This window comes from Methanothermococcus jasoni (assembly GCF_049075655.1).
In the GTDB taxonomy this organism is placed as follows: Archaea; AGJL01; Methanococci; order Methanococcales; family Methanococcaceae; genus Methanofervidicoccus.
Genome location: NZ_CP157522.1, coordinates 1,199,329 through 1,224,081, shown reverse-complemented (window position 1 = coordinate 1,224,081; position 24,753 = coordinate 1,199,329). Strand labels below are relative to the sequence as shown.

22 protein-coding genes are annotated in these 24,753 nt (G+C 30.2%); 9 read left to right on the top strand and 13 right to left on the bottom strand.

The annotated features are described in order from the left end of the window. The first annotated feature begins 174 nt into the window (after positions 1-174). Positions 175-1,722, top strand: a complete 1,548-nt coding sequence (locus Mjas_RS06480; protein ID WP_421077360.1) for a 2-isopropylmalate synthase — start codon at positions 175-177, stop codon at positions 1,720-1,722. Between the two features lie 33 nt (positions 1,723-1,755). Next, positions 1,756-2,085: a NifB/NifX family molybdenum-iron cluster-binding protein gene (locus tag Mjas_RS06475; protein ID WP_421077359.1), complete on the top strand. Its 330-nt coding sequence runs from the start codon at positions 1,756-1,758 to the stop codon at positions 2,083-2,085. On the opposite strand, the gene Mjas_RS06470 is transcribed toward Mjas_RS06475, so the two are convergent. The 4 genes from Mjas_RS06470 to Mjas_RS06455 all read right to left on the bottom strand — a co-directional run bounded on the left by Mjas_RS06470 (position 2,082) and on the right by Mjas_RS06455 (position 6,964). Continuing rightward, entirely contained in the window at positions 2,082-3,974 is a 1,893-nt protein-coding gene (locus Mjas_RS06470; protein WP_421077358.1) for a DUF2341 domain-containing protein, read from the bottom strand. The two genes, Mjas_RS06475 and Mjas_RS06470, sit on opposite strands and share 4 nt — an antisense overlap. Then, positions 3,975-4,514, bottom strand: coding sequence for a hypothetical protein (locus Mjas_RS06465; RefSeq protein ID WP_421077357.1), 540 nt, complete (start codon positions 4,512-4,514; stop codon positions 3,975-3,977). Positions 4,515-4,524: 10 nt separating this feature from the next. After that, positions 4,525-6,408, bottom strand: coding sequence for a DUF2341 domain-containing protein (locus Mjas_RS06460; protein WP_421077356.1), 1,884 nt, complete (start codon positions 6,406-6,408; stop codon positions 4,525-4,527). Between the two features lie 109 nt (positions 6,409-6,517). Then, positions 6,518-6,964 (bottom strand): hypothetical protein, encoded by a 447-nt coding sequence (locus Mjas_RS06455; RefSeq protein ID WP_421077355.1) that lies wholly within the window; start codon positions 6,962-6,964, stop codon positions 6,518-6,520. Between the two features lie 411 nt (positions 6,965-7,375). On the opposite strand from Mjas_RS06455, the gene Mjas_RS06450 reads away from it, so the two are divergent. Both Mjas_RS06450 and Mjas_RS06445 read left to right on the top strand, forming a co-directional pair. Further along, positions 7,376-7,588, top strand: coding sequence for a sulfurtransferase TusA family protein (locus Mjas_RS06450; RefSeq protein WP_421077354.1), 213 nt, complete (start codon positions 7,376-7,378; stop codon positions 7,586-7,588). Between the two features lie 24 nt (positions 7,589-7,612). Beyond that, positions 7,613-7,957, top strand: a complete 345-nt coding sequence (locus tag Mjas_RS06445) for a DsrE/DsrF/TusD sulfur relay family protein (protein ID WP_421077353.1) — start codon at positions 7,613-7,615, stop codon at positions 7,955-7,957. Positions 7,958-8,047: 90 nt separating this feature from the next. Here Mjas_RS06445 and Mjas_RS06440 read toward each other — a convergent pair whose 3' ends face one another. Then, positions 8,048-9,193, bottom strand: a complete 1,146-nt coding sequence (locus tag Mjas_RS06440; protein WP_421078594.1) for a class I SAM-dependent rRNA methyltransferase — start codon at positions 9,191-9,193, stop codon at positions 8,048-8,050. A gap of 109 nt (positions 9,194-9,302) precedes the next feature. Next, positions 9,303-10,952 (bottom strand): ATP-binding cassette domain-containing protein, encoded by a 1,650-nt coding sequence (locus Mjas_RS06435; RefSeq protein WP_421077352.1) that lies wholly within the window; start codon positions 10,950-10,952, stop codon positions 9,303-9,305. A gap of 144 nt (positions 10,953-11,096) precedes the next feature. Between Mjas_RS06435 and Mjas_RS06430 the strand changes: the two genes are divergently transcribed. After that, positions 11,097-11,858: an N-glycosylase/DNA lyase gene (locus Mjas_RS06430; protein WP_421077351.1), complete on the top strand. Its 762-nt coding sequence runs from the start codon at positions 11,097-11,099 to the stop codon at positions 11,856-11,858. A gap of 14 nt (positions 11,859-11,872) precedes the next feature. On the opposite strand, the gene Mjas_RS06425 is transcribed toward Mjas_RS06430, so the two are convergent. Both Mjas_RS06425 and cobA read right to left on the bottom strand, forming a co-directional pair. Then, the gene (locus tag Mjas_RS06425; protein WP_421077350.1) at positions 11,873-12,451 is read right to left on the bottom strand and encodes an FmdE family protein; all 579 of its coding nucleotides are present in this window, start codon (positions 12,449-12,451) and stop codon (positions 11,873-11,875) included. Positions 12,452-12,579: 128 nt separating this feature from the next. Further along, on the bottom strand, positions 12,580-13,296 hold the full coding sequence (gene cobA, locus Mjas_RS06420) for a uroporphyrinogen-III C-methyltransferase (RefSeq protein WP_421077349.1): 717 nt from the start codon (positions 13,294-13,296) through the stop codon (positions 12,580-12,582). A gap of 137 nt (positions 13,297-13,433) precedes the next feature. Between cobA and cgi121 the strand changes: the two genes are divergently transcribed. The 4 genes from cgi121 (at position 13,434) to Mjas_RS06400 (ending at position 17,459) form a co-directional block, all read left to right on the top strand. Next, a complete protein-coding gene (gene cgi121 / locus Mjas_RS06415; RefSeq protein WP_421077348.1) occupies positions 13,434-13,907 on the top strand; it encodes a KEOPS complex subunit Cgi121 in 474 nt (157 codons plus the stop codon). 36 nt (positions 13,908-13,943) lie between these two features. After that, entirely contained in the window at positions 13,944-15,227 is a 1,284-nt protein-coding gene (gene hisD / locus Mjas_RS06410) for a histidinol dehydrogenase (RefSeq protein WP_421077347.1), read from the top strand. Between the two features lie 52 nt (positions 15,228-15,279). Then, entirely contained in the window at positions 15,280-15,606 is a 327-nt protein-coding gene (locus Mjas_RS06405; protein ID WP_421077346.1) for a hypothetical protein, read from the top strand. 119 nt (positions 15,607-15,725) lie between these two features. Further along, entirely contained in the window at positions 15,726-17,459 is a 1,734-nt protein-coding gene (locus Mjas_RS06400; protein ID WP_421077345.1) for an ATP-dependent DNA ligase, read from the top strand. A gap of 66 nt (positions 17,460-17,525) precedes the next feature. Here the strand turns inward: Mjas_RS06400 and thpR are convergent, their stop codons facing one another. From thpR to Mjas_RS06375, 5 genes are all read right to left on the bottom strand, one after another. Further along, entirely contained in the window at positions 17,526-18,041 is a 516-nt protein-coding gene (gene thpR / locus Mjas_RS06395) for an RNA 2',3'-cyclic phosphodiesterase (RefSeq protein ID WP_421077344.1), read from the bottom strand. A gap of 4 nt (positions 18,042-18,045) precedes the next feature. Then, the gene (locus Mjas_RS06390) at positions 18,046-18,207 is read right to left on the bottom strand and encodes a Trm112 family protein (protein ID WP_421077343.1); all 162 of its coding nucleotides are present in this window, start codon (positions 18,205-18,207) and stop codon (positions 18,046-18,048) included. A gap of 8 nt (positions 18,208-18,215) precedes the next feature. Beyond that, positions 18,216-19,565: an adenylosuccinate lyase gene (gene purB, locus Mjas_RS06385; RefSeq protein ID WP_421077342.1), complete on the bottom strand. Its 1,350-nt coding sequence runs from the start codon at positions 19,563-19,565 to the stop codon at positions 18,216-18,218. Between the two features lie 155 nt (positions 19,566-19,720). Next, complete coding sequence (locus Mjas_RS06380) at positions 19,721-22,600, bottom strand: type III restriction-modification system endonuclease (protein WP_421077341.1); 2,880 nt, start codon at positions 22,598-22,600, stop codon at positions 19,721-19,723. 32 nt (positions 22,601-22,632) lie between these two features. Further along, on the bottom strand, positions 22,633-24,735 hold the full coding sequence (locus Mjas_RS06375; RefSeq protein ID WP_421077340.1) for a site-specific DNA-methyltransferase: 2,103 nt from the start codon (positions 24,733-24,735) through the stop codon (positions 22,633-22,635). Positions 24,736-24,753 lie beyond the last annotated feature (18 nt).

The window sequence follows — 24,753 nt, the reverse complement described above, 5'->3', positions numbered from 1 at the left end:
TATGTTCATTAATATACATTCATTATACACAATACATCTAAATACTACAAATATATATCATTATCAATATTATTAAACTTTTTATAAAATAGAAGCAATTAATTTATAATAATTAATTTAGGTAATATTATCCAAAAAATACATTATTTAATGAGAAAGAATGTGGTGAAAATTATGGAACCTTATAATCAAACTAATGATATAATTAAAAATGCCATTAATCATCTGAACATTCCGAAGAAGGTTAAAATTTTCGACACCACCCTGAGAGACGGAGAGCAAACTCCCGGAGTATCCCTAACCCCTGATGAAAAGGTGGAAATTGCTGTAAATCTAAATAACTTAGGTGTGGATGTTATAGAAGCAGGATTTCCTATTTCATCCCATGGGGAGCAGGAAGCCATTAAAAAAATAACATCTTTAAACATGGATGCAGAAATTTGCGGTCTTGCAAGGGCAGTTAAAAAAGATATAGATGTTGCAATAGATTGCGGTGTTGATAGCATACATACATTTATAGCAACATCTCCCCTCCATAGAGAATATAAATTAAAAATGAGCAAAGAAGAAATAATAAACAAAGCAGTGGATGCCATAGAATATATAAAGGAACATGGAATAAAAGTGGAGTTCTCAGCAGAAGATGCCACAAGGACAGAAATTGATTATTTGATAGAAGTTTATAAAAATGCAGAAGATGCAGGAGCAGACAGAATAAATGTTCCCGATACCGTTGGTGTAATGATTCCTAGGGCAATGACTTATTTAATAAGCGAGTTAAAAAAGGAACTAACTATTCCTATTTCTGTTCACTGTCATAATGACTTTGGTCTTGCCGTGGCAAATTCATTAGGTGCAGTTGAAGGTGGGGCTGAGCAGATACACTGCACAATAAATGGGTTAGGTGAAAGAGCAGGAAATGCAGCTCTTGAAGAAGCGGTAATGTCCTTAAAGATGATTTACGGTGTAGAATCCAATATAAAAACCGAAAAATTAACAGAAATATCTAATTTAGTATCAAAACTCACGGGAATAAAAACCCAGCCAAATAAGGCAGTAGTTGGGGAAAATTCATTTGCCCATGAAAGTGGTATCCACGCCCACGGAGTGCTTGCACATGCTCTCACTTATGAACCAATACCTCCTGAAATTGTTGGTCAGAAGAGAAAAATTATATTGGGAAAACATACCGGAGCTCATGCTATCCAATCAAAGTTGAAGGAGCTCGGGCTGGAAGTTGGGAAGAATGTTTCAGAAGAGCAGTTTAAAGAGATAATAAACAGAATAAAAGACATCGGAGATAAAGGTAAAATGATTACCGATGCCGATGTAATAGCAATTGTTGAAGATATTACAAAGAGAACTGTAAAATCAGAAAGAATCGTTAATTTGGAGCAAATAGCAGTAATGACTGGAAACAAAGTAATTCCAACAGCAAGCGTGGCTTTGATAATAAATAATGAGAAATATATTACTTCAAAGGTTGGAGTTGGACCTGTGGATGCCGCATTAAAGGCAATTCAATCCATAATAGGAGAAAAGATAAAAATAAAAGAATATCACATAAATGCCATCACTGGTGGGACAGACGCTTTAGCGGAAGTAATTGTTAAATTAGAAGGATATGGAAAAGAAATCACTGCAAAAGCGGCAAATGAGGATATAGTAAGGGCATCTGTTGAAGCAATTATTGATGGAATAAATAAAATAATGAGTAAGTAAGGATGGCAAAGAACAAAGAATAATGGTGAAATTATGAAAATTACAATACCCATGGAAAGTGATAAAATATGTGCTCATTTTGGTAGAGCTCCGTATTTCTTAATTGTTAATATAGACAACGACAAAAAAGAAGTAGCAAATACAAAAGTTGTAGAAAGCGTCCCCTGTGATGGTCAAGGTCATGGCAAGGCTGTTAAGGTTGTATTAGGTGAAAAGCCAGATGTTGTAATTTGTATAAATATGGGTAAAAATAGCATGGAGAGTTTATCGAAAAAGGGCATTGAAATATACAAGTGTGAAACTGATGATGTTGATGAGTGTATAAGGTTGTTATTAGATGAAAAATTAAATAAGATAAATTAATAACCTTCTAATTTTATACTATATCCATATTTCCATTCTTTTGTATCTTTTCCAGCGAGCATGTCTATGATGGAAGGATATATATTTGAAGTATCTTCTACAAAGTAGGGGTTATAACTTTCTTCGCCCCCATAATGAGTTCCATAATCCCTATTTGGGGAAATATATATAATTCCCGTTTTTCTAACCATGTTTTTGTATGCTGTTGCCGTTGGTTCCATTGGAGCGTATTTTCTTACTCTGAAATTATCAAAATATACATTTTGAGTATAATCGTGGAATCCCATTGATGTTCCAAGTTCAAAATAACTTCCGTATGGGTTATTTATATTTTCACTAATCATCCAATTATTTTCATTATTTTGTAGATAATCACTTAAATTAGAGTATGCTCCTTTAACTGTTGTTCCAGTGATAAGGATTTTTATATGATACCATGTGTTTTTTTGTGGTGATACAGTTCCGTTATATGTAATATTGGTTCTATGGATGGTATAGTAACTAATTGGATATTCATTACACATGTCAGTTCCATTAAAATCTATATAATTATAATCTACCCACTCAGATATATCCCAATCCCATTTCCCTCCATTCATCCAATATAAATCATTACCATCAGACCAAAGTGCAGGATTGCCTGACTCATCGCACCTCCCGCCTAAATCCAATGTATAATAGGCATCTGGATGAGTTGTGGTTTCTCCATAATACTGAGGATTTGCAAAATATCCCACCATTATATTTGGGGCAGGCCAAGAAACCCGCTGCTGCCGACCCCGCCCAATAGGATATTCATAATCATTATTTCCTTTTGCATCCACTTCAATAATATAATTATTTAAACTTATATTATCGTTTGAAATCATTCTTGCAACTGGCGGAGCTCCTTTACAATCAATTATCTGTCTATTATATAGTGGATTATAAAGTGGATTATCATTGTTGCTGTAATCCCAAGCCCCATATAATACATTCCATTTAGAGTAGATTGAATCATTATATTCAAAGCCGTCAAATAGTTCAAATACTAAATCCCCCTTACTTTCTGATATTTTTGGGTATGTGGATATCATATATATCGTTGTATTTGCATTAGCTTTTAACTGTGGAACTTTTAGCCAAATAATTGCCTTATCATTATCTATATTATCGTTTGAATAATTCCAATATTCTACCCAATATGGAACATAGTTCCTATTCTCATCATAGAATCTTAAACCAGTTCCATTTGGTTCCAGCGAAAAATTGAAATTGCTATTGTTTAAAACAACTTTAACTTGAAAATCATTTAAATATTTATCGTTCGGATTTGAAATATTTATACTTCCGACATAGGTTGGTTTTATGTAATGGTAAGCATCTAAAACTGTTTTTACAGTTATATATTGGGAGGAATTTATACACTTTGATTTATTTGCAGTTCCACCACTTGATAAGTTATATTCAAAAATATAATCTATCTTAAATGTAAATCCATCTACCATGGTTATGTTTGTTATGTTGAATTTATATGAAAAATTATATCCTTGATTTTTATAATATTCACTTGCATTTGCTAAATAATTATTGCTTGTTATATTAACAGTATCATTTTTTAGAAATTCTAAAACTTCCGTAGTGTTTTTAAAAAATGCTTCATTGGGATTGTTGGGATTTTCATTATATAGTCTTATAACTCTCAGTTCTGCATCATTCAATGCCTTGTTAAATACCACAGAAATGGATGAAGAAACTACATGTTCTATTGCCGTAGATTTTAAATCAACAGAAGATGCCTTCATCTCATTTAATATCTGCTGTTTTTGAATATCGATGGTGTTGTATAACAATGTTCCAGTTAAGAACAACAGTAAAACCAATATAATCATACTTTGAGATGCATACATTTAATCACCATAAATTAGTGTGATATTTATAGGATTACTTGAATTAAAATAATATATGGCTTTTTTATACGGATAACTGTTATAATATGTATTTAAGTAGTTATACGTCTCATTTTCGCTTATAAAATATTTATTTGTTATATGTAATTCATCATCGTTTCCGTAAATTCCATACCATCCTTCTGTTCTATTCATTAGTATGGTGGCTGATACCATAATAGTTTTAGTGCTATTTAAATCGCCTTGTGGTGGGATAATGGGATAATTTCCAATTTTTAATTCATAATTTTTAAGCCCTATCTTGTTTTTTAAAACACTCTTTGCAATGTCTGAGTTGTTAGTATTTAGCAATAAAACAGCAGTTTCCAAAGTCCCATCCGAAATTAGGGATTTTAGTTGATAAACTACTTTATCATATAATATATTTGTTTTTACAGCGTCTGCATAGTTGTTTGTATGCTCTACCATCGAAGATGTAAAGAACCCCATGCCCACGATAATAATAATAACTGCAATTAATATATCACTATCAAATATCATAATATATCCCCTAATTCTTTAATTCAACAACACATGATATATTTTCAGGTTTTAATTTTAATACATAAATTGTAGAAGGTTGATTATATGTAATATTCAGGGTTATTAATGCATTGTTTGATACATTTAATAATTTTATCTCATTAGGTTCGTAATATTCCCAATTATGTGTGTTTATGACTTTTCCAAATCCGGTAATTTTTGGAGTGCTGTTCAGATACATTTTAAATGGAACTCCATTAACTAAAAACAGTGCATCCGTTGGCTCTGTTGAAGAAGCGTTAATATAAACTAGCGTTGAAGGTCTCCTGGCGGCAAAATATAAAATTTCACCCTGGGATATATTTTCAGATGCTATTTTGTTGTTGGAATATCTCCAAGTTTTTATTGGAACTAGTAGATTTCTTGTTTTCACATAGTCATTATCCGAGTAAATAACTGAATAATTTACCGAAATCAGATTTACATTTGTTAAAGATACATTTGGAACATTTGCAAAATTATATGATATTGTAGATTCCAAAATTGTAGAGCTCACAATATTTTCACTTACAGAAACCGATACCTTTGGGGCATATTTTCTTACTTTAATATTATCAAACCAATATTCTTCACTATGGGAACCTTGACCAGTTCCTAAAAGAATATACTTACTATTTCCAGGATTTTCTGTAACCATACAATATGTATTGAGCATTGAATTTGTATTATCATTTGGATTTGGGTCCCCATAGTGTCCATTAAAGAATTCCCAGATAGATGAATTACAGACTCTATACTTTGGACTATCATTTTGTTCTAATATGAATTTTTCTTCATACCATATATTATCTTTTGTAAATATATTTGATAGCTCGTCATCTTCGTCATAATTATAACATATTGCAAAAAGCTGATAATCACCGGTAAATGAATTATAAAAATAATTTGCGTTTTTATCCGAATAAAATCCGACCATCGTATCGGGACTATCTGCACTTCCGCCAACTACTCCGGTATGTCCCTTAACAACGGCTTCAAGGATATATTTATCGCCATCATTAACATTTAATGGATTTTTTGATATTATACTTCTATATTCCACACTACTGGGTTTTAAATGAGCAACATAATTGATTCCTGAATTATTATTATAAAACGGCAAGGTGTTATCTTGGGTGAGCTCCCAATCGCTTTGATTACCTACTACAATCTCCCATTTATCCCATAAATTTCCATCCTCAAAATTGTCGAAGAATATAAATACCTCATTTCCATTATCCTCTATTGTCGGATTTCCAATTTGATTCCTTTTTAAATAAACCATAACACTACTATTTTTAGGAATTTTATTTACTTTTATCCAGATCCTTGCTTTTTGATTATATTCCCAAGTTTCAATCCAATAGGGAATTTCAGTAATTGTCCCGCTGTCGTTTTCCCAAAAACTTATATTTTTCCCATCTGGCGAAAAGTCAAAGTTGAAATTTGACGGGGTCAATGTAATTAAAACTTGATAATCTGTTAAATCATAGTTATTAGGATTTGATATATTTATTTCATACATCCAACTGTCGTTATATGCATAATTTAAATTAGCCTGTGCAAATGGGTCAAATGTTCCTGGAATTTTGCTCTCTGAGGTATAATACCTTTCTTTTATTTTATCTAGAAATTTTTTATAATCTGGAATATATGAATTAGAGGGGAGCTCATGTTGTTTATATAATACATCAGTTATTAGGTTGGCTTTTTCAAATGATTCGATATTTCTTTTTTCTTCATGAACTGTTAAAATATTATGAGTAATTGCAAAATGGCCTACATAAAAGACTATAACAAATATAATAGCAACTACTATGGCCTCGTAGGTGAATATATAACCCTTTTTTGACTTCAACTTTGCCAACGTCATAATATGTTCCTCAAATACTGTTAAAATTATAAATAATTATAATATAACATAATTTGATATATAATATGTATGTGTTAATTATAACAATATTAAAAAAGAGAAAACCTTGTTATTTAATCCTAACTGTAAGATTTTTACAGACGTAAAAATCCCCAAATGATATATTTACAATATTTTGGGGCAAGTTAAATGAATTATACCCCCAATTCTCCCCAGTTATATTTATATATGTGCCATTTTCATCATATTCAGGTTTAAATAGTATATTCATAGTATCATTAACGCTTATTTTTTTATTTGAAAAATATATTGTGAAATTAATATCTCCAATTGGTTTAAAGGTCATATACATATTAACATTTTTTGAATATGCAATTAAAGCATAATTTTCAAAAACATCAAGTATTGAATGCCCCCTCTCGGCAATTTCCGAATGTCTAATTCCATTTAAGCTATTAAACACATTGTAGCTAACTAATGAAGTCAGTAATAACATAAAAAGTATTGCCAATACTGCATCAATAGAAATTTGGCCTCTTTTGTAGTAAAGTTTCATAAGAATCACATATGTATTTATTTCTATATCTACTCCGATAAAAAGATTAAACTCCCTTTGAGAATTTTTCTCGATAAACAAAATGAAGAAATTTTATCGCCATGTAGCGGTATCCCACAGTAAAAAAATTGCCTTAACTAAGTTAAAGGTAAGGTAAGAAAAATTTCGGTTTTCATTCAATTTATCATAATTCTCAGCAGTTTGTTATATAATTGTATTTACAAATATATATAAAACTACCGACATTTAGAACTATTAAATTAATTAATAATTGGTTATATATTAAATTAGTTAATGAAAATATTTATATAATAAACTAATGCATAATATTCCATTAAATACGTTTTAGTTTTATATAGAATAATAATGTTTTAAGTTATTATTAAGAAATCTAATAATTATGGTGATATGATGGAGCTCGACGTTAGTGGAACAGTATGTCCAATCCCAGTATTGAAAACAAAAAAAGCTCTTGATTCAATGGGTGATGGAGAGGAATTAACAGTAATAGGGGACTATAAACCAGCACTTGAAAATATTACAAGATTTGTTGAAGAACATGGTCATACTGTTGTATCTGCCGAAGAAACTGAAAGTGGATTTAAAATTGTAATAAAAAAGTAAATAATTATAAAATAAGGTGATATTTTGAAATTCACGGTAATAATCACAACAGCGCCATACGGGCAGGAAAGGGCATATTCCGCCCTTAGATTTGCTTTAACATCACTCTTAGAAGGTATTGATATTAATATATTCCTCCTTGAAGATGGCGTCTATGTTGCAAAAACATCTCAAAATCCAGCAGAAGTTCCAAACTATTTGGAATATTTAAAAAACTGCATTGAAGCTGGGGCAGTTGTAAAAGCATGCGGTCCATGCAGTAAGGCGAGAGGTTTAAGTGAAGAGGATTTAGTAGATGGTGTGCAACTGGCTACAATGCATGATTTAGTTGCATTTACAAAAGAAAGTGATAAAGTCATCACATTCTAAATTTTGTTTTTTAATTATTTTTCCTTTTTCTTCTTTTTCTTTTCTTTTTTTATTTTTTCTTTCTTTCTCATTTATTATTGTTTATATTAATTAATCCTCCACTCCAAAAAACAAACATTTTAAATACTCCAAATTTTTATTCGCCATTGTTATTATATGGTCGGGGGATTGAGTTCTGTATCCTCCAATTTGCCTAATTTCTTTTTTAGCCCTTAATGAAGAAGAGACCACCATGTTTTTAAACATCTCTCTATCGATATGGTGAGAACAGGAACATGTGATAAACATCCTCTTTGCAAGTTTTAATCCTAAGTAATTCATTGTGCTGTATGCCTTCAACGCATTTTTAACATCCTTTGACGATTTTGTAAAAGCCGGCGGGTCTAAAATTACAATATCGAATTTTTCGTTTTTATCAATCATTTTCCTCATTACATCAAAGGCATTTCCTACAATGAAGTTATAATTCTTTATATTATTCAGTTCCATATTTTCCTCTGCAACCTCCAACGCCTTATCTGACATATCAACTCCTACGACTTCCGCCCCTTTTATGCCACAATGGACAGAAAAACCACCAGTATAACAACAAATATCTAAAACTTTATCTCCTTTTTTAACATAATTCTCTAAATCTATCCTATTTTCTCTTTGGTCTAAGAAGAATCCAGTTTTATGTCCCTTTAAATTTACCTTAATTTTCGCATTTCCTTCATTTATTATGGTTTCAATATTGTTTTTATCTCCATATATTTTTGATTTTATTTTACTTCCTTTTTTTGCACTTTGAACATAGAGTGTATTGATATCAGTAAGTTCATTTAAACATTCAAATATAATAGGAATGTATTTTTCCATAACTTTTGAAGACACCTGCATTGATGCTATGTTGTTATACTTATCAAGTATGATTGAAGGCAAACAATCCGCCTCTGCATATATCATCCTGTATGTATCTTTATAATTCAATATATACTCCCTATATTCCTTAGCTTTTTTTATTCTATTGTAAAAAAAGTCCTTGTTTATCTCTTCATCTTTTAGAGTTAGTATTTTAATTGTCGGAGCTCCGCTATCATATATTGCCTTAGCTACAAATTTATTTTTATAATATAATTTTATTATCTGCTCCTTATCTGGCAAATCCTCTTTATTTAATACTGCATTTTTGTAGATAATTCTTGAAAAATTTAAAATAGAATTGTATGCCCTTTTATCAATCTCTATCAATAAAATCACCCTATTATGATAAAATAAATAATATACTAATAAAAATATAAAAAAATAAAGGTTATTTCCTTTATTTACTCAATTAGACGAAAACCTTACGGTTTTCGTTGCTCACTTACTTCGTAAGTGAAAACTTTGAATTGCTTCTTTCAATAAATGTATTGCAGACATCTTCTGGCTTTCCATCCATTATTATTTTTCCCTCATCTATTAATATTGCTCTGTCGCTTATTTCTTTAATTAGCTGGATATGGTGGCTTATCAATACCATAGTAGTTCCAAACTCATCATTTATCTTTTTAAGATAGTTTGAAACATCCCTAAGTGTAATCGGGTCTAAATCACCAAATGGCTCATCAAGTAATAAAATTTTAGGTTTTGTTATAAGCTGCAATGCAAGAGCAACCCTTACCTTTTCACCGCCGCTTAGTTCCAATGGTGTTTTCTTCAAAATCTCCTCATCCAAGTCAAGAGCTCTAAGGACATCTTTTGGATGGAACTCATCCACAACAGCAGGGAAGAGCATTTTTACTACATCCTCAGATATGCCCAATTTTCCAAGTTTGTTTTTCATTTCCTGTTCTGGAAGGTCAATCAACTGATAGATGGCATCTACAACTTTTGGAGATATGCCGAGCTCTTGGGATTTTAATTTTGCATTTGCCACCGCTTTTTCCCCTTTAATTCCAAGTCTATATTTTAGCATATCCTCAACAGGTAGATAGTGAGTTAATGAAAACTCCTGATGCATAATTCCCATTCTTCTTCTTAAATTTACTCTTTCCCATCCATAGTCGTTTAAATCTATTCCATCAACAATTATATTTCCTTTGTCAGGGGATTCAACACCGCCGAGAAGTCTTAAAAGAACGGATTTTCCAGTTCCACTTGGTCCAATAATAGATAATATCTCGCCCTCTTTCACATTAAAGGAAACATCCTTCATATTAAGGGTTTCTCCACCATGCACAACAAAATATCTTTTGGATACATTATTTACACTTATAATATTCTTGTCATTTGGAGTGGTTTTTCTAACATATGGTTCTTCCATATCTCTCAAAAATTCATTAATTACTTCTTTTGGTTCCCCCTCCAATTTTATAACTCCTTCTTCTAAAAGAATACATCTATCGCATAGGTATTCGTGAATTTCTGGAAGATGGGATGTGATTACCATTGTAATATTTAATTTTTCATTGATATTTTTTAAAACATCTAACAAAATCTGTTTTGAAGCTGGACATGACATTGTAGCTGGTTCATCAAGTAGTAAAACTCCTTCTCCTTTTTCGTATATTTTAGCTATCTGCCTTCCCAATATTAACCTCTGTTTCTCTCCACCGCTGAGTATGTTTGAAAATGCTTCCTTTTTATGCTCCAATCCAACTAATTTCAAAATCTCTATTGCGGTTTTTTCGTATTCTTCCCATTCATCTTCCATAGGTAGGGATTCGTCGGAATTGTTTCTTATGGCATATAATTTCCTTATTATGTTGTATATTGCAGGTTCAGCCCATAGTGCAAAGTTCCTTTGTAAATGTATCGCAGTAATTTCCCTAAAATTATCGGTTCTACCGCAAATTTCAATCTCGCCGCTGTATTCCTTATCGGTCCCTCTTAAAATTCTAATCAGTGTGGATTTCCCTGCACCTGATTTACCGATTATCCCTAATACTTCTCCTTTTTTAGCTTCAAAACTAATATTATCGAGCACCTTTTTTTTACCGTAATTTTTAGATAAATTTTTGACCTTAACTGCCATACTCTACACCTTTAAATTATTTGGGTTATTTAAATTATAATATACATTAAATAATGAAAATGAAAATAATGATTAAAATTGGATAATATATAACATAAATAGTTATATTTTTTAGTTATATTTATAGTATATTGATGTGATAATATGAATAATATAAGTATCCTAAAAACAATATTAAAAGAATTGGGCATAGAGTCTGCAAAAACCATTGAAGAAAATGTGGATTTACAATATCATTATTTAGAAAATCTTCAAAAAACATTAAACAACGATGAATTATTTTTAAAATTGGTAATAATTAACGCCATTGTATCCTATCAGCTCTCAACCACTGGTGAAAACTGGTGGAAGGAATTTTCAGAATATAACTGGGATAACGTCTCCAAAAACAAAAATGATTTATTTGAAGAGTATATATTATTTTTATCCAATTCAAAAGGAAACAAACGACTGAACAACATAAAAATAAAGAGAATCAATAAAATAAAGCCATTTTTAGATGATTTATCTATTGCAGATTTAGAGAATTATTATTTAAATATGAATCTGTTTAGGGACAGTATTGCAAAGCAGTTAAACACGAAAAAGGAATCAAAAACTGTTGTATTTGCTGTTAAAATGTTTGGATATGCTTCAAGGATGGTCTTTAAAAAATTTATCCCATATCCTTATGAAATTGAGATACCAAAAGACAGTAGAATAGAAAAATACACGAAAAGATTTACGGATAACAATGTAATAAAATTTTGGAATAACATATCGAAAGAAACAGGAATTCCTCCCCTTCATATTGACTCCATACTCTGGTCAGCCCTGGGAAATTCAGCAGATGTCAAAATTCGCTTAAAATTATTAAAAAATAATAAAATCTATGAAATGATAAATAAATTAATAAATCTATATTAATACTTTCATTGAATTTATTGATTGACTAATTTTTCAAAGCATTCCATACATACAACTTTTCCATCTATTAATCTTCCCTTAATTTCCATAAAATACTCTCCACATTCTTCACATTTAAGGGATGAGTATATTTTGGCTTTATTAGGTTCTGGAATATCCACCTCCTTAATATTTAGGAGCTCCTCATCGGATAAGTTTAATATTTTTTCAGCACATTCACCTTTTAATTCCTTCATAAGTTCCATTCTTTCTTCTTCTGAAACATTCTTTAATTTATCCCACATACTATTCATTTCCTTATTTATTTCGTCTTTAAATGAAACTCTAATACCTTTTTTATGCTCTCTTGAATAAAAGACATAAACATGCTTTCCATAGTCCCTAAATATTAAATTTCCCTTTCCAAATGTGCATCCAAGCAAATATTGGATTGCATCAACACCGCATGAGTTGTTATATACTATTGCCACGAGCTCTTCATCTTCTGATTTTTTGTAGTGGTTTTTAACATATTTTGCCACTCTATACCCCATAGCTAAACCAGGACAGAAATGACCGTGAAATTCTATTGTCTTTTTTAAATCTTCATCCATATATTCACCTTTTTTACATTTTTACATTAATTTTTTTATTTTTTTATGTTCTGTTTTATTTATTTTGTTTATTGTTTTATTTTTTATTTTCCTCACTCACTATCTTATTACTCTTATCGTATAAATTATTATTCCAAAACATTTACAACGTCCCCTACTACAATAATTCCCGGCGGTGCAATGTTGTTTTCTTCTGCCTTTTTTACAATATCTCCCAATGTTCCTTTTATTACCTTCTGATTTGGTCGTGTCCCGTTTGTAATTATGGCCACTGGTGTGTTTTCATTTCTGCGGCTATTTTTTAGGAGCTCGGCAACATGGTTCTTTAAGTTTGTGATGCCCATGAGTATTACAATAGTATCTGCATTCAATTCGCTTAATTTAACCTGTTTTTTATCCTTATCTTCTGCTTCATGTCCTGTAACCACTGTAAATGAAGTTGCCACCTTTCTATGGGTTAGGGGGATATTTGCAACTTCTGGAACTGCTATTGATGATGTAATGCCGGGGATTAATTCATAAGGTATGCTGTGTTTTTTCAATTCAAGTATTTCTTCACCCCCTCTTCCAAATATAAAGGAATCCCCACCTTTTAATCTAACTACGGTTTTATTTTCTTTCGCTTTTTCGACAAGTATTTGATTTATCTCTTCCTGCTTATGCGAGTGCTTCCCCTTTCTTTTACCAACATATATTAACTCTGCACCTTCTTTTGCATATTTAAGGAGATTTTCACCAATTAAATCATCATAAACAATTACATCGGCATTTTTTATTGCATTTAGTCCCTTTAATGTAATTAATTCTTCATCACCAGGTCCAGCACCAACCAAGATTACCTTCATTTTTTCACCATGTATTTTAATTTTATTTCATTTTAGTTATTTAGGTATTCTAAAAACTTAAATAAAAAAGTTATTATAAGTTAAATGATATAATAATTATTGATATAAAATAGATATACCTATTAAAGGGATAAAAAATGATAATAGTTGGAGTAAGGGATGCAAAAATAATAAACGATATATTTAATTTGAAACTTCCATTTCAAATACTGAATGCCGATTTAATTGCTACAAAAAAACATATAATTCATGCTGTAAATCAGGCAAAATCAAAAAAACCAATTACAAACAGCTTTTGGATGGAAATACTTGTAAGGGCATCGGCACAACGGCAAATATCTAATGCCATAAAAATTATCGGTGTAAAGCCAGACGAAAGGAAAAAATCAAACATCTGTATAGTGTGCGAAGATGAAGAAACACTAAATAAATTATTAAATACTGTTGGTGGAGAAATTGATGACTCAGTTTTAGAGCTCACCCCATCAAAAATGGAAAATATAAAAAGGACATACAATATTAAAGGATTAGATGATAATAATGAATATAATAATGAAGATGATTTAGTTAAACGAGTATGCGAGAAAATAAGCATTATAGAAGTAATGTAAAATAAAAAAAGGAAAAACACGATAAGGAGGAACAACATGATAATTAAAAAAATAACCGATTTAACAGACGAAGAAAAAAATATAATATTCAATAGAAATAAAATGAACCTTGAAAATATATTCCCCATTGTAAAGGAAATATTGGACAATGTAAAAAATAACGGAGATAATGCGTTAAGGGAATATACAAAGAAGTTTGATAAAGTTGATATTGATGATTTTAAGGTCCATAAGGAAGAAATTGAACAGGCATACAATAAGATAGATTATAAAATCATAGAAGCAATTGAAAAGGCACACGATAATATAAAATCATTCCACGAAATTCAGTTTAAAAATCTTAAAGAATGGGAGATAAACAACAATGGAATAAAGGCAGGGCAGATAATAAGACCAATAGAAAAAGCAGGATGTTATGTTCCCGGGGGAAGAGCATTTTATCCATCAACTGTTTTAATGAATGTGGTTCCTGCAAAGGTTGCAGGCGTGGAAAAGGTTGTTGTGGTTTCACCACCAAATGGGACGGAAGGCAATCCTGCAACACTTGTGGCATCAGACATAGCAAAGGCTGATGAGATATATAAAATTGGAGGAGCTCAGGCAATAGGAGCTCTGGCTTATGGAACAGAAACAGTTCCAAAAGTGGATATCATCGTTGGACCGGGAAATATCTTTGTAACTGCGGCTAAAATGATGGTTTATGGTAATGTGGCAATTGACTTCCCAGCAGGACCTTCTGAGGTATTGATAATATGCGATGAAACAGCAAATGATGAATATATTGCAATGGACTTTTTAGCTCAGGCGGAACACGACCCAAATTCTTCATGTATAATCACAACCACATCAAAGGAAAAGGCAGAAAGTATTAAATATAAAATCATGGAATTAATAAATAATGAAAATAACATAAAACGAACAGAAATAATCAACGAGTCATTAAAAAACTCTGCAATAGTGTATGGGGAGCTAGATGAGTGCATAAAATTATCAAATGAATATGCACCAGAGCATTTGGAGATAATTACTGAAAATCCAAGGGAAGTTTTAAAAGATATAAAAAATGCTGGAAGCATATTCTTAGGAAGTTATGCTCCTGTTCCAGTTGGGGACTATGCAAGCGGAACGAACCATGTTCTGCCAACAAGCGGATGTGCAAAGATGTATTCTGGTTTAAGCGTTGATACATTCATAAAAAAACCCACTGTGCAGGAGCTCACAAAGGAAGGATTAAAAAGTATAGCAGATATTGTGATTACACTTGCAGAGGCAGAGGGGTTGTATAATCATGCTGAATCTGTAAGAAAAAGATTAATTTAACAACAATTATAAATGTATCAAAAATATTTTTAATTTATTTTTGGTGATTTTTATGCTGTTAAAGTTTTATAAAAACATAATAACCTTAATAATTATATTGATTACACTAGGGTATTTTGCCAAATTTATGTCAAATACAGGGTATGCCGATATATTGCAAAATTCTCAAAAAAATACTGCTGATATAACTAACCTATTTAATGTAGATAACTACGTAAAACTTACTGAAAAATCACTGAATACTACGGAAAAGATACTGAGTAGTGATGTGCTAAGTGGCAATCTGAGCTCCGTTGATAATGGTAGTTTGGAAGAGATTAACCGCAGTATTAATGAATTCAACAATACATTAAGCACCATAATGAATTTAAGTAAATAATTAATAAATAATTAAATATAGCATGATATTTTAATCTAATTTTTTATGTTTTGAGTTAATAGTTTATTATTTTTATTTTATTTAATTCTATTTTTATTTTTAATTTTGCTGGTGGAATAATGCTATTTAAAGATGTATGCGATATATTTTACAAAATAGAAAGCACGACAAAAAGATTGGAAAAAATGGACTACTTTGTTGAGTTAATAAGATTAACAAAGGAAAAGGGTTCAGCAGAAGATTTGAAAAAAATATGTTATATCGCCATTGGGAGAGTGTTTGCAGAGTATGAAAATAAGGAGCTCGGCATAGGTCCAAACCTATTGATAGAGGCAGTTAAAACCATAGGAATAAATGAAAAAAAATTATTAAACAGCATTAAAGAAACTGGGGATATTGGGGTAGCAGTTGAAAAACTGAGCTCCGAGATAAAGCAGGTTTCTCTCTTTCAAACGCCCCCAACACTTGACGATGTATATGATACCTTAAAAAAAATATCGGAGATTGAAGGAACAAATTCCCAGAAAAAAAAGATAAGGCATATTTCAAGCTTACTTTTAAAATCTTCACCAATAGAGCGAAGATACCTTGCAAGACTTATTTTAGAGGATATGAGAATAGGAATGAGCGTTCCAACAATTTTAAGTGCATTCTCAGTATATTTTAATATTCCAAAGGAAAAATTGGAAAAAATCTATGCAGTTGTAAATGATATTGGGCTTATTGCGGAAAAGTTGATGTTAAATGTAGATATTGATAAAGATGAGGATTTAAAACTAAGAATATTTAGACCAATTAAACCCATGCTTGCCCAACTTATATCTTCAATCGATGATGCCATAATTGAAATGGGAGCTCCGCAGTTTGAAACAAAATATGATGGTGCAAGGGTTCAAATCCATAAAAAAGATGAAAATGTTAAAATATACAGCAGAAAACTGGAAGATATTACAAATTCAATTCCAGAGATAGTGGAAGAAGTAAAAAACATGGAAGAGGACAATATAATAGTGGAAGGGGAATGTGTGGCTATTGACCTAAAAACTGGACATCCAAGACCATTTCAGGACATATTACGAAGATTTAGGCGAAAATACGATATTGATAAGATGAAAGAGGAGATTAATTTAAGGGTTTATTTATTTGATATATTATATTACAATGAATCACTAATTGATTTACCGCTAAAAGAGAGAAGAAAAATACTTGAAAATATAATTGGAACAAACGATTGGGAAAGAGACAAAGCAAAGATAGAAAATGAAATAAAATCCAAAAAGAAAATAGATATATCCTACAAATTAACAACAGACAATTTAGAAAAAGCAATGGAGTTTTATAAGTGGAGTTTAAACATTGGTCATGAGGGCATAATGATTAAAAATCCAAATGCACCATATACGCCCGGAAGTAGAGTAAGAACAATGTATAAATTTAAACCTACATTGGAAAGCCTTGATGTGGTAATTACAAGGGCAAAAATGGGCATGGGAAAGAGAAAGGATTGGTATGGCTCATTTGAAATATCTGTTAAGGATGAAGAAGGAAACTTATATCCAATTGGTCATGTTGGAAGTGGATTGACTGAGGAGGAACTCGGCAGATTAACGGAAATGATAGAATCAATTAAGATAAATGAAATAGATGGAGAAGCAATTGTAGAGCCAAAAATCGTTTTAGAGGTATCCTATGAAGAAATTCAGGAATCTGATAAATATGAATGTGGTTATGCCCTTAGATTCCCAAGAGTTGTTAGGATAAGAGAGGATAAATCCATTGATGATATAAACACATTGGAAGATATAAAAAGGATATTCGCAATCCAGAAAGGTAAGGGTAAAAATAAAAAATAAGGTATTATGCAAAAATTATAGGTTCCAACCGAAGGGATAGCGAGGTTGGAAAATGTATTTTCCATATTACCATCTTTTAATTACTTCGTAAATTGGACCTTCTCTTGTTAATTCGCTTTTCATTAAAACAATATTTTTAACTTCAAGTGTGCCGAGCTCTACATGTTTATACTTATCAATTTTATTTTTTAGCAGTTTTTTATCTTTGGTAAATTTAACTCTTCCAATGGTTATGTGCGGAACATAATCCTTTTCTTTTTTAAAGCCGAGCTCTAAAAGTTTTTTGTCAATTTCTTTAAAAATGGGTATTAGATTGGTGGCACCTATCCATATTACCCTTATGTAATTTTCATTTGGAAAAACGCCCATGTATTTTACATCGCTTTTAACTGGTTTAATGGATAAATCTAAATTTTTTATTTTTTCCACCATTTCTTCGTCAATATCTCCTAAAAATTTAACTGTTATGTGGAGATTTTCTTTTTCAACCAATTTGATACCATTTATTTTAAAGTGGGATTTTAATTCTTCAAGTTTTTCTTTTATATCCTCATTTAATTCAATTGCTAAAAAGCATCTCATAATTTCACTTTTCTTTTAGCAGTATGGGTATATTATCCACTATTTTAAAGGTTTTTTTGCATTTTTTACAGATTAATGCTTCCTTTCCATTTTCTTTAATTAGTTCCAAATCCCCCTTACAAAAAGGGCATTGGAGGATGTGTAAATAATCATCTATCCAGCCCATATTCTTCCTTATTCCTTGTTTTTCAATGTGGTAATTACTTCATCAACTATTTCAGGAGCAAGACCAATGTATGTTTTGTAGTCAAATAATTCGTCGAGCTCATTCTCAGATAGATACTTCATTACATCTTCATTCTCTCTTAAAACTTCTTTTAAATGTCTGTTTTCATCATGAGCCTTCATTGCACACTTCCTTACAACTTCATGAGCAGTCTGCCTTCCCATACCTTTTTTAGCAAGAGTAATCATTGCCCTTTCTGCCATTATAAGTCCTTTTGTTAATTCAAGGTTTCTATTTACATTCTCAATATTTACAGTTAATTTTCTCATACCTTTAATTGCAAGGTTCAAAATATGGTCTAAGAGAACGCAGGATTCAGGGAATAAACACCTTTCAGGAGATGAATTTGTTAAATCCCTCTCTTCCCATAGTGGTATGTTGTCAAATTCAGCAAGAGCATTTGCTTTAATCACTCTTGAAAGCCCGCAAATCTGTTCAAATGTAATTGGATTTCTTTTATGTGGCATTGTTGATGAACCTGTCTGTTTTGATGCATCGAATTCTTCTTCAAGTTCTTTTATTTCCGTTCTCTGCATACTTCTTACTGTGATACCTATTTTGTTAAGAGTTTGGGCAATTAATGCAAGAATTGCCATAAATTCAGCATGCCTGTCCCTTTGAATTACCTGATTTGATATTAAAACTGGATTTAATCCAAGTATCTCTCCAACTCTTTTGTGGATTTTTATACCGTCCTTTCCAAGAGCCGCCATTGTTCCAACGGCACCTGTAATCATTGAAACGCATAATCTTTCTTTGCATGCTTCCAATCTATCGATATGCCTCTGAATTTCAGCTGCCCATAGTGCAAACTTCATGCCGTATGTTGTGGGGATAGCATGCTGTCCGTGTGTTCTTCCAATACATACTGTATATTTGTGCTCCTCTGCCTTTTTAATTAACTCATCCCTCAATGTTTTTAATTTATCCAATAATATGGCAATGGCATCTTTAAATTGGAGTGATTGGGATGTATCAACAATATCATTGGATGTTGCACCGAAATGTATGTATTCTCCTGCATTTCCTTCGCATACTTCTGCAAATGCCTTTACCATAGCTACAATATCGTGTCTTGTTTCTCTTTCAATTTCCTTTGCTCTTTCCAGTTTTACATATTTTGTTGATGCCTTTCTATTTATTTCTTCTGCTGCTTCCTTTGGAATTATGCCGAGCTCACCCTGAGCTCTTGCGATAGCTGCCTCAACTTCAAGCATTTTTTGAAGTTTTGTTTCTTCTTCCCAAACTTCTTTCATTTCCTTTGAACCATATCTAAAATCAATTGGATGTACTGCCATGTTTTCACCGTTAATTTTTATACCATTTCCTTTTTTTATTATTATTATATATTATTTTTCTTTTCACTTATGATTAAGATAGCATTAATTTTTATAATTATGATGTTGCTATGAGCTCCTTAGAGAGAAATAATAAATATTAAGCATGGTGGAAACTATGGTTCTGTATATATTTCTTGGATTAGGTCTGCTATTTTTTTACTGCTAAATTGTGTTTTAAACTTTATTTTTATATTATTATTAAAAAATTTCTCGGCATATTTTATTTTTTGTGCTTCCTCAGGTCTCAATTTATCTTCATCATCTACATTTTTTGTTTCTACAATAAAATATAGTTTTTTCTGCCCGTCTTCAAAATTTAAAACATAGGCAAAATCAGGAGAATAACTTTTACCTCCTGCAATTGGAATTTTAATTGAATTTTTAGGTATTTTTGTAAAAACAATTACTTCTTTTATTCTCTCTGTTATATTTTCTTTTTCTAATTCTGAATCATAAAACAATTCATTAAAAAAATAATTTTCTGCTACTTTCTCGTTAGAATACAAAGTTCCAATTAGGGAAGCATCAATTTCATTTATTACATTTCCATTTTTATCAGTAAATTTTGTTGGATGAATTGTATTTGTTATTTTTTGATATTCAATGCCAAATTTATCAATTGCATTATACATTAAGTAATTATCAAATTTTTGTTTAATGATTCTAATTGTAGATTGATTTAAATATTTATTTATATTTATTTTTGTTTCTACGAAACATTGATGTAATGTTTTTAGGTTTGTATGTAGGAGCTCCGATAGTTGTTTTAAAAACTCGTCGTATCTCATTGTTGGAATAGGTATTACTTCATTTTCAGAAATGGTAGTTTCTTCCATGGTGGTAGCTTGATTATTTTCAATAGATATTTTCGCTATTTTCTCATTTATTCCTTTAATTGAAAAAGAAGTATTGTTTTCTAAAAAGTTTTTGAAAAGTTCTTTAAATTTGTCTTCATTTTCAATTTTATATTCTAAGATGACTTTTTCATTAAGTTTTTCCCAGAGTTCTTTTAATTCGCTATATTTTTCTGTTCTTATTTTAACCTTTTTCTTTTTATCTTTTGCATTTCTTATTTTATTTGAATCAATTCCTTTAAAGATAAGTGGATAATTTGCTTTTATATATTCAAATCCACCTTCTTTAAATTCATTATTTCTTTTAATGACATTTTTATTGTCCAATTCTTCTAATAATTCTTCTTCATCCAATTTGTAAATCTCACAAATTTTTTTAATCATTTCATCATTTAGTTTTTTAGGAATATTTTTTATTGATAGAGTTCCAGATTTTTCATTTATTTCATTTACTAATTTATCTACAAAATCGCTTTCTGTAAAATCGACAAAATAATTTAAATAAAACTGTTCGTCTTTTACTCTATTTCCGTATTGATTTACAGGTAATCTTAAACCCCTTCCCACTTCTTGCAATTTTGAAATTTCAGAACCGCTACTTCTTAATTTACAGATTTGGAAAATGTTTGGATTGTCCCAGCCCTCTCTTAAAGTCCATTTTGAAAAAATGAATCTTCTTGGATTTTCTAAATCAAGAATTGCCTGTTTATCGTGTAAAATTTCATTAATCTCTTTTTCTATCACCTCATCAGTCTCTTTTTTATCTTCGGCAAAATATCCTCCATGAGTTTTTGAAATATCATCTAATGTCTTTTTTAAATATGCTTTGTAGAATTCATCTTTTTCAGTTTTTAATAACTTTTTAACTTCTGCTTCTATGTATTTTTCAACTGTTTTTCTAATATATCCATTTTCATTTCTGTATTCTTTAATATTGTCTATAAAAAATAATGTTAGTGGTTTTATTTTTACTTCTCTTGTTAAATATTGTTTCTCTAATTCAAAATGTTTTTGTATTGCCTTTTTAATCATTAACTCCATTAATGTTTCACTATAAGAATATGGATTTATCTCACTGCTTTTTTGACCCTTTACTAACTCTAAACCATTAGATAAAACAACAGTTGTTTTATTGATTTTTTCAATAAACAAATCTTTCATGTTATTATGTATTTTTTCTAAACTTTCCCCCTTAATTAGTTTAAACTTCTTTTTTTTACCGTTTTCAATAAGTTCAAATGTTGCTTCTTTTCCGTCAGAATTAACAAACTTAACCAAAACATTTTTTCCTTCTTCGAAATCAATAATGTGTCCCTCAACACCTTTTACTAAATTTCTATTAAATGCATCAACCGCCGTTAGGGTATAAACAAGGTTTTCATATTCTTTAAAGGTAGCTCCGTATCTGATGATAAATTGGGGCTTCATTTTTTGGATATTTTGCCATGTCTTTTTATCTTTGTCAAATTTATGTGGTTCGTCAATAATCATAAATGGTTTAGTAGATGATATTGCCTCAAATGGTGTTGTATATTCATCTAATAAAGTCCTATCAAATTTTTGTTGCATTGTTTTGGAATTAATCATGCCCCTATTTATAATTAAAACATGGATTTTATTTTTTTCAAAACTTCCAGCATTTACAAAACTACTTACTGCCTGTGGCATATAAGATTTTTTATTTTTACTGTTTTTTTTACTTTCTACAATATGGAGTTCTATTGTTTTTCCGTATTGTTCTTTAAAATGTTCCCTTGCACTTTCTGATTTTAAGAAATTAATCGTTCCTGCTTTAATAGGTATTGTTGGTACTACAATAACAAATTTAAAAATTCCATAAAGTTTATTTAATTCAAAAATGGTTTTTGTATATGTATAGGTTTTTCCTGTCCCTGTTTCCATCATAACATCTATGATGTTGCTTTTTCCTTTTACGCTTCTTTCAATATTGTTTTGTTCTTGAATGTTTCCAATGTTTTGAACATATCTAAAATTGGTATCTTTATTAAATATTGGATTAACATAGTCCTTTTTTATTCCCGTTGGTTTTATTATTTCTACTCCATCAAAAACGCTAACAACTGATTTTACTGCCTTAGTTTGATGCTCTAAATTTTTTTCAAAATTAAATACTGTCATTTTAATCCGCTCCCTGTAAATCTATCTAAATGTTAGTATCTAATTATAAAATCAATATTTATTTGTTTCTTGTTAGCGTAATTTTTTACATTTTCTGCGATTTCTCTTAAAGATTTACTTTCAAAATTATATCCAAAAGATATGATTGTTGTAGGGTTGAAATTTTCATTCTCATCAATTTCAGTTAATAATTTTTTTAGGTTTTTTGTAGTAAATCCTTTATGTATTAAATAAAGTTTATTTTCATAATAATATCCTTTGTATCCGTCTAAATCTATTTCATTTAGGTTTTTTGTTAAAGGTATGCCGTCATAAGTTTTCCATGTTGTAAGAAGTGTTTTTAAATCTTCTTCGGTTAGTTTGCTTTCGTCAAAAAGTTTTAATTGTGGGTCAAATTTTTCTGCTTCAAAATTATAATCTTCCCAAATTGGAATTGTTTCAAATATTTTAAAACCTAAATCTTGATTTTTTAAGTTTTCAATTTCTTGTTTAAGTTTTTCTATTTTTTCGCTATTGTCTGTTAATTGACTTTTAAGTTTTTTTATCTCGTTTTCTTTTTCTTCAATGGATTTATTTATTTCTTCTTTTATTTTCTTTCCTGCTCTAATTAATCTTTCTTTTGTAATTTCAAAAATTGTAGGATTTTCAACTTTTAATTCATTTTTCACAAAATCGTAAGCGGTTTTATTTTTCTTTGGGTCAATAGGTTCATCAAGTTGAACTAAAATATATTTTCTGTTTCCTCCATCTTCGGCGTTAAGTTGCATTACAGCATCTCCTGTTGTTCCTGAACCTGCGAAGAAGTCGAGGATTAAGTCGTTTTTATTACAAGATATATCTATCAAGTATTTAATTAAATTTGTTGGCTTAGGATTGCTAAACGGAATTTTTAAAAGGTCTAACTCCTTAGTTCCTTTTGAGTTTTCAAATTTGTTATCTACGAGTAAATCTGTTAAAACTTCTGTTTTTGTCGTTAGTTCATCTTCAAATATTTTTTTATATACAGTCCATTTTGCTTGTTTTCCATTTTCATCTAAAAAAGGTGATTTATCACTTTTTAAAAAATAGAATCTACCTTTTTTCTTTTCTTCAAGATATCTATCTACCGACCAAGTCCAGCATTTATCTTCTTCAGATTGCGGTTCAACCGTTGCTCCATCTTTTTTTTCTTTTGGAAAAACATTTCCTTTGGGAATTAAAAGTGTTCCATCTGGGGCTTCTATATAATACCTTTGATTTTTTCTTACCTCTAGTTTTTCTCTATAAGGTATATCACCAATTATAAATCTTCTTTTTTTACCGTTAAAAATTTCCTCTTTCCAATCTATTTTGTCTTTATCAATTAGTATTTGCTTTCCAAAATTTTCTTTAGAAACCTTACTTAAATCTTTGAAAAAAGTAATGATGAAGTCTTTTTTTGGTTTTAAGAAATCACCTTTATTTCCTCCTTTTTTAGTGACTCTTGTAATAATTCCAACAAAATTCTCTTCCCCAAAAATTTCATCCATTAAAATTCTTAATTGTGCAACCTCATTATCATCAATACTTACAAAAATAACTCCATCATCTCTTAAAAGTTGCCTTGCAATGTATAATCTTGGATACATAAAGGTAAGCCATGCACTATGGGAATTACTTTTGCTATCTACAAAATCCAAAATTCTTTTTGCCTTTTCCTCATCAACTCCTGCCAACTTTGAAAATTCTTCAACTGTAAATTTTCTATCATCCTGATAAACAAAACCATCATTTCCAGTATTATATGGCGGGTCAATATAAATCATCTTTATCTTTTCATAATAAGCATTTGATAAGTGCTTTAAAACTTCTAAATTATCCCCTTTAATAAGAAGATTTTCAGAATTTTTATGTTCCTCTTTTTTATTCCATTCTTCATTTTCTTTTAAAAGAGTCCTTGCTTCATCACTTGCTAAAAGTCGAGCATAAGATTTTCCCAACCAATCCATACCATAAGATTCTTTGGAAAAGTCCATTTCATTTTTAGAAAGTTCTTTTTTGAATTTTTCAAAATCAAAATTTCCATTTTTATCAAAACAATGAGAAAAATATTTTTTAAGGATTTCCATATTTTTATTTGGAACTGTAATATTTTTTGTTATTTGCTCTTTTTTCATATTATCACCACCAACCTA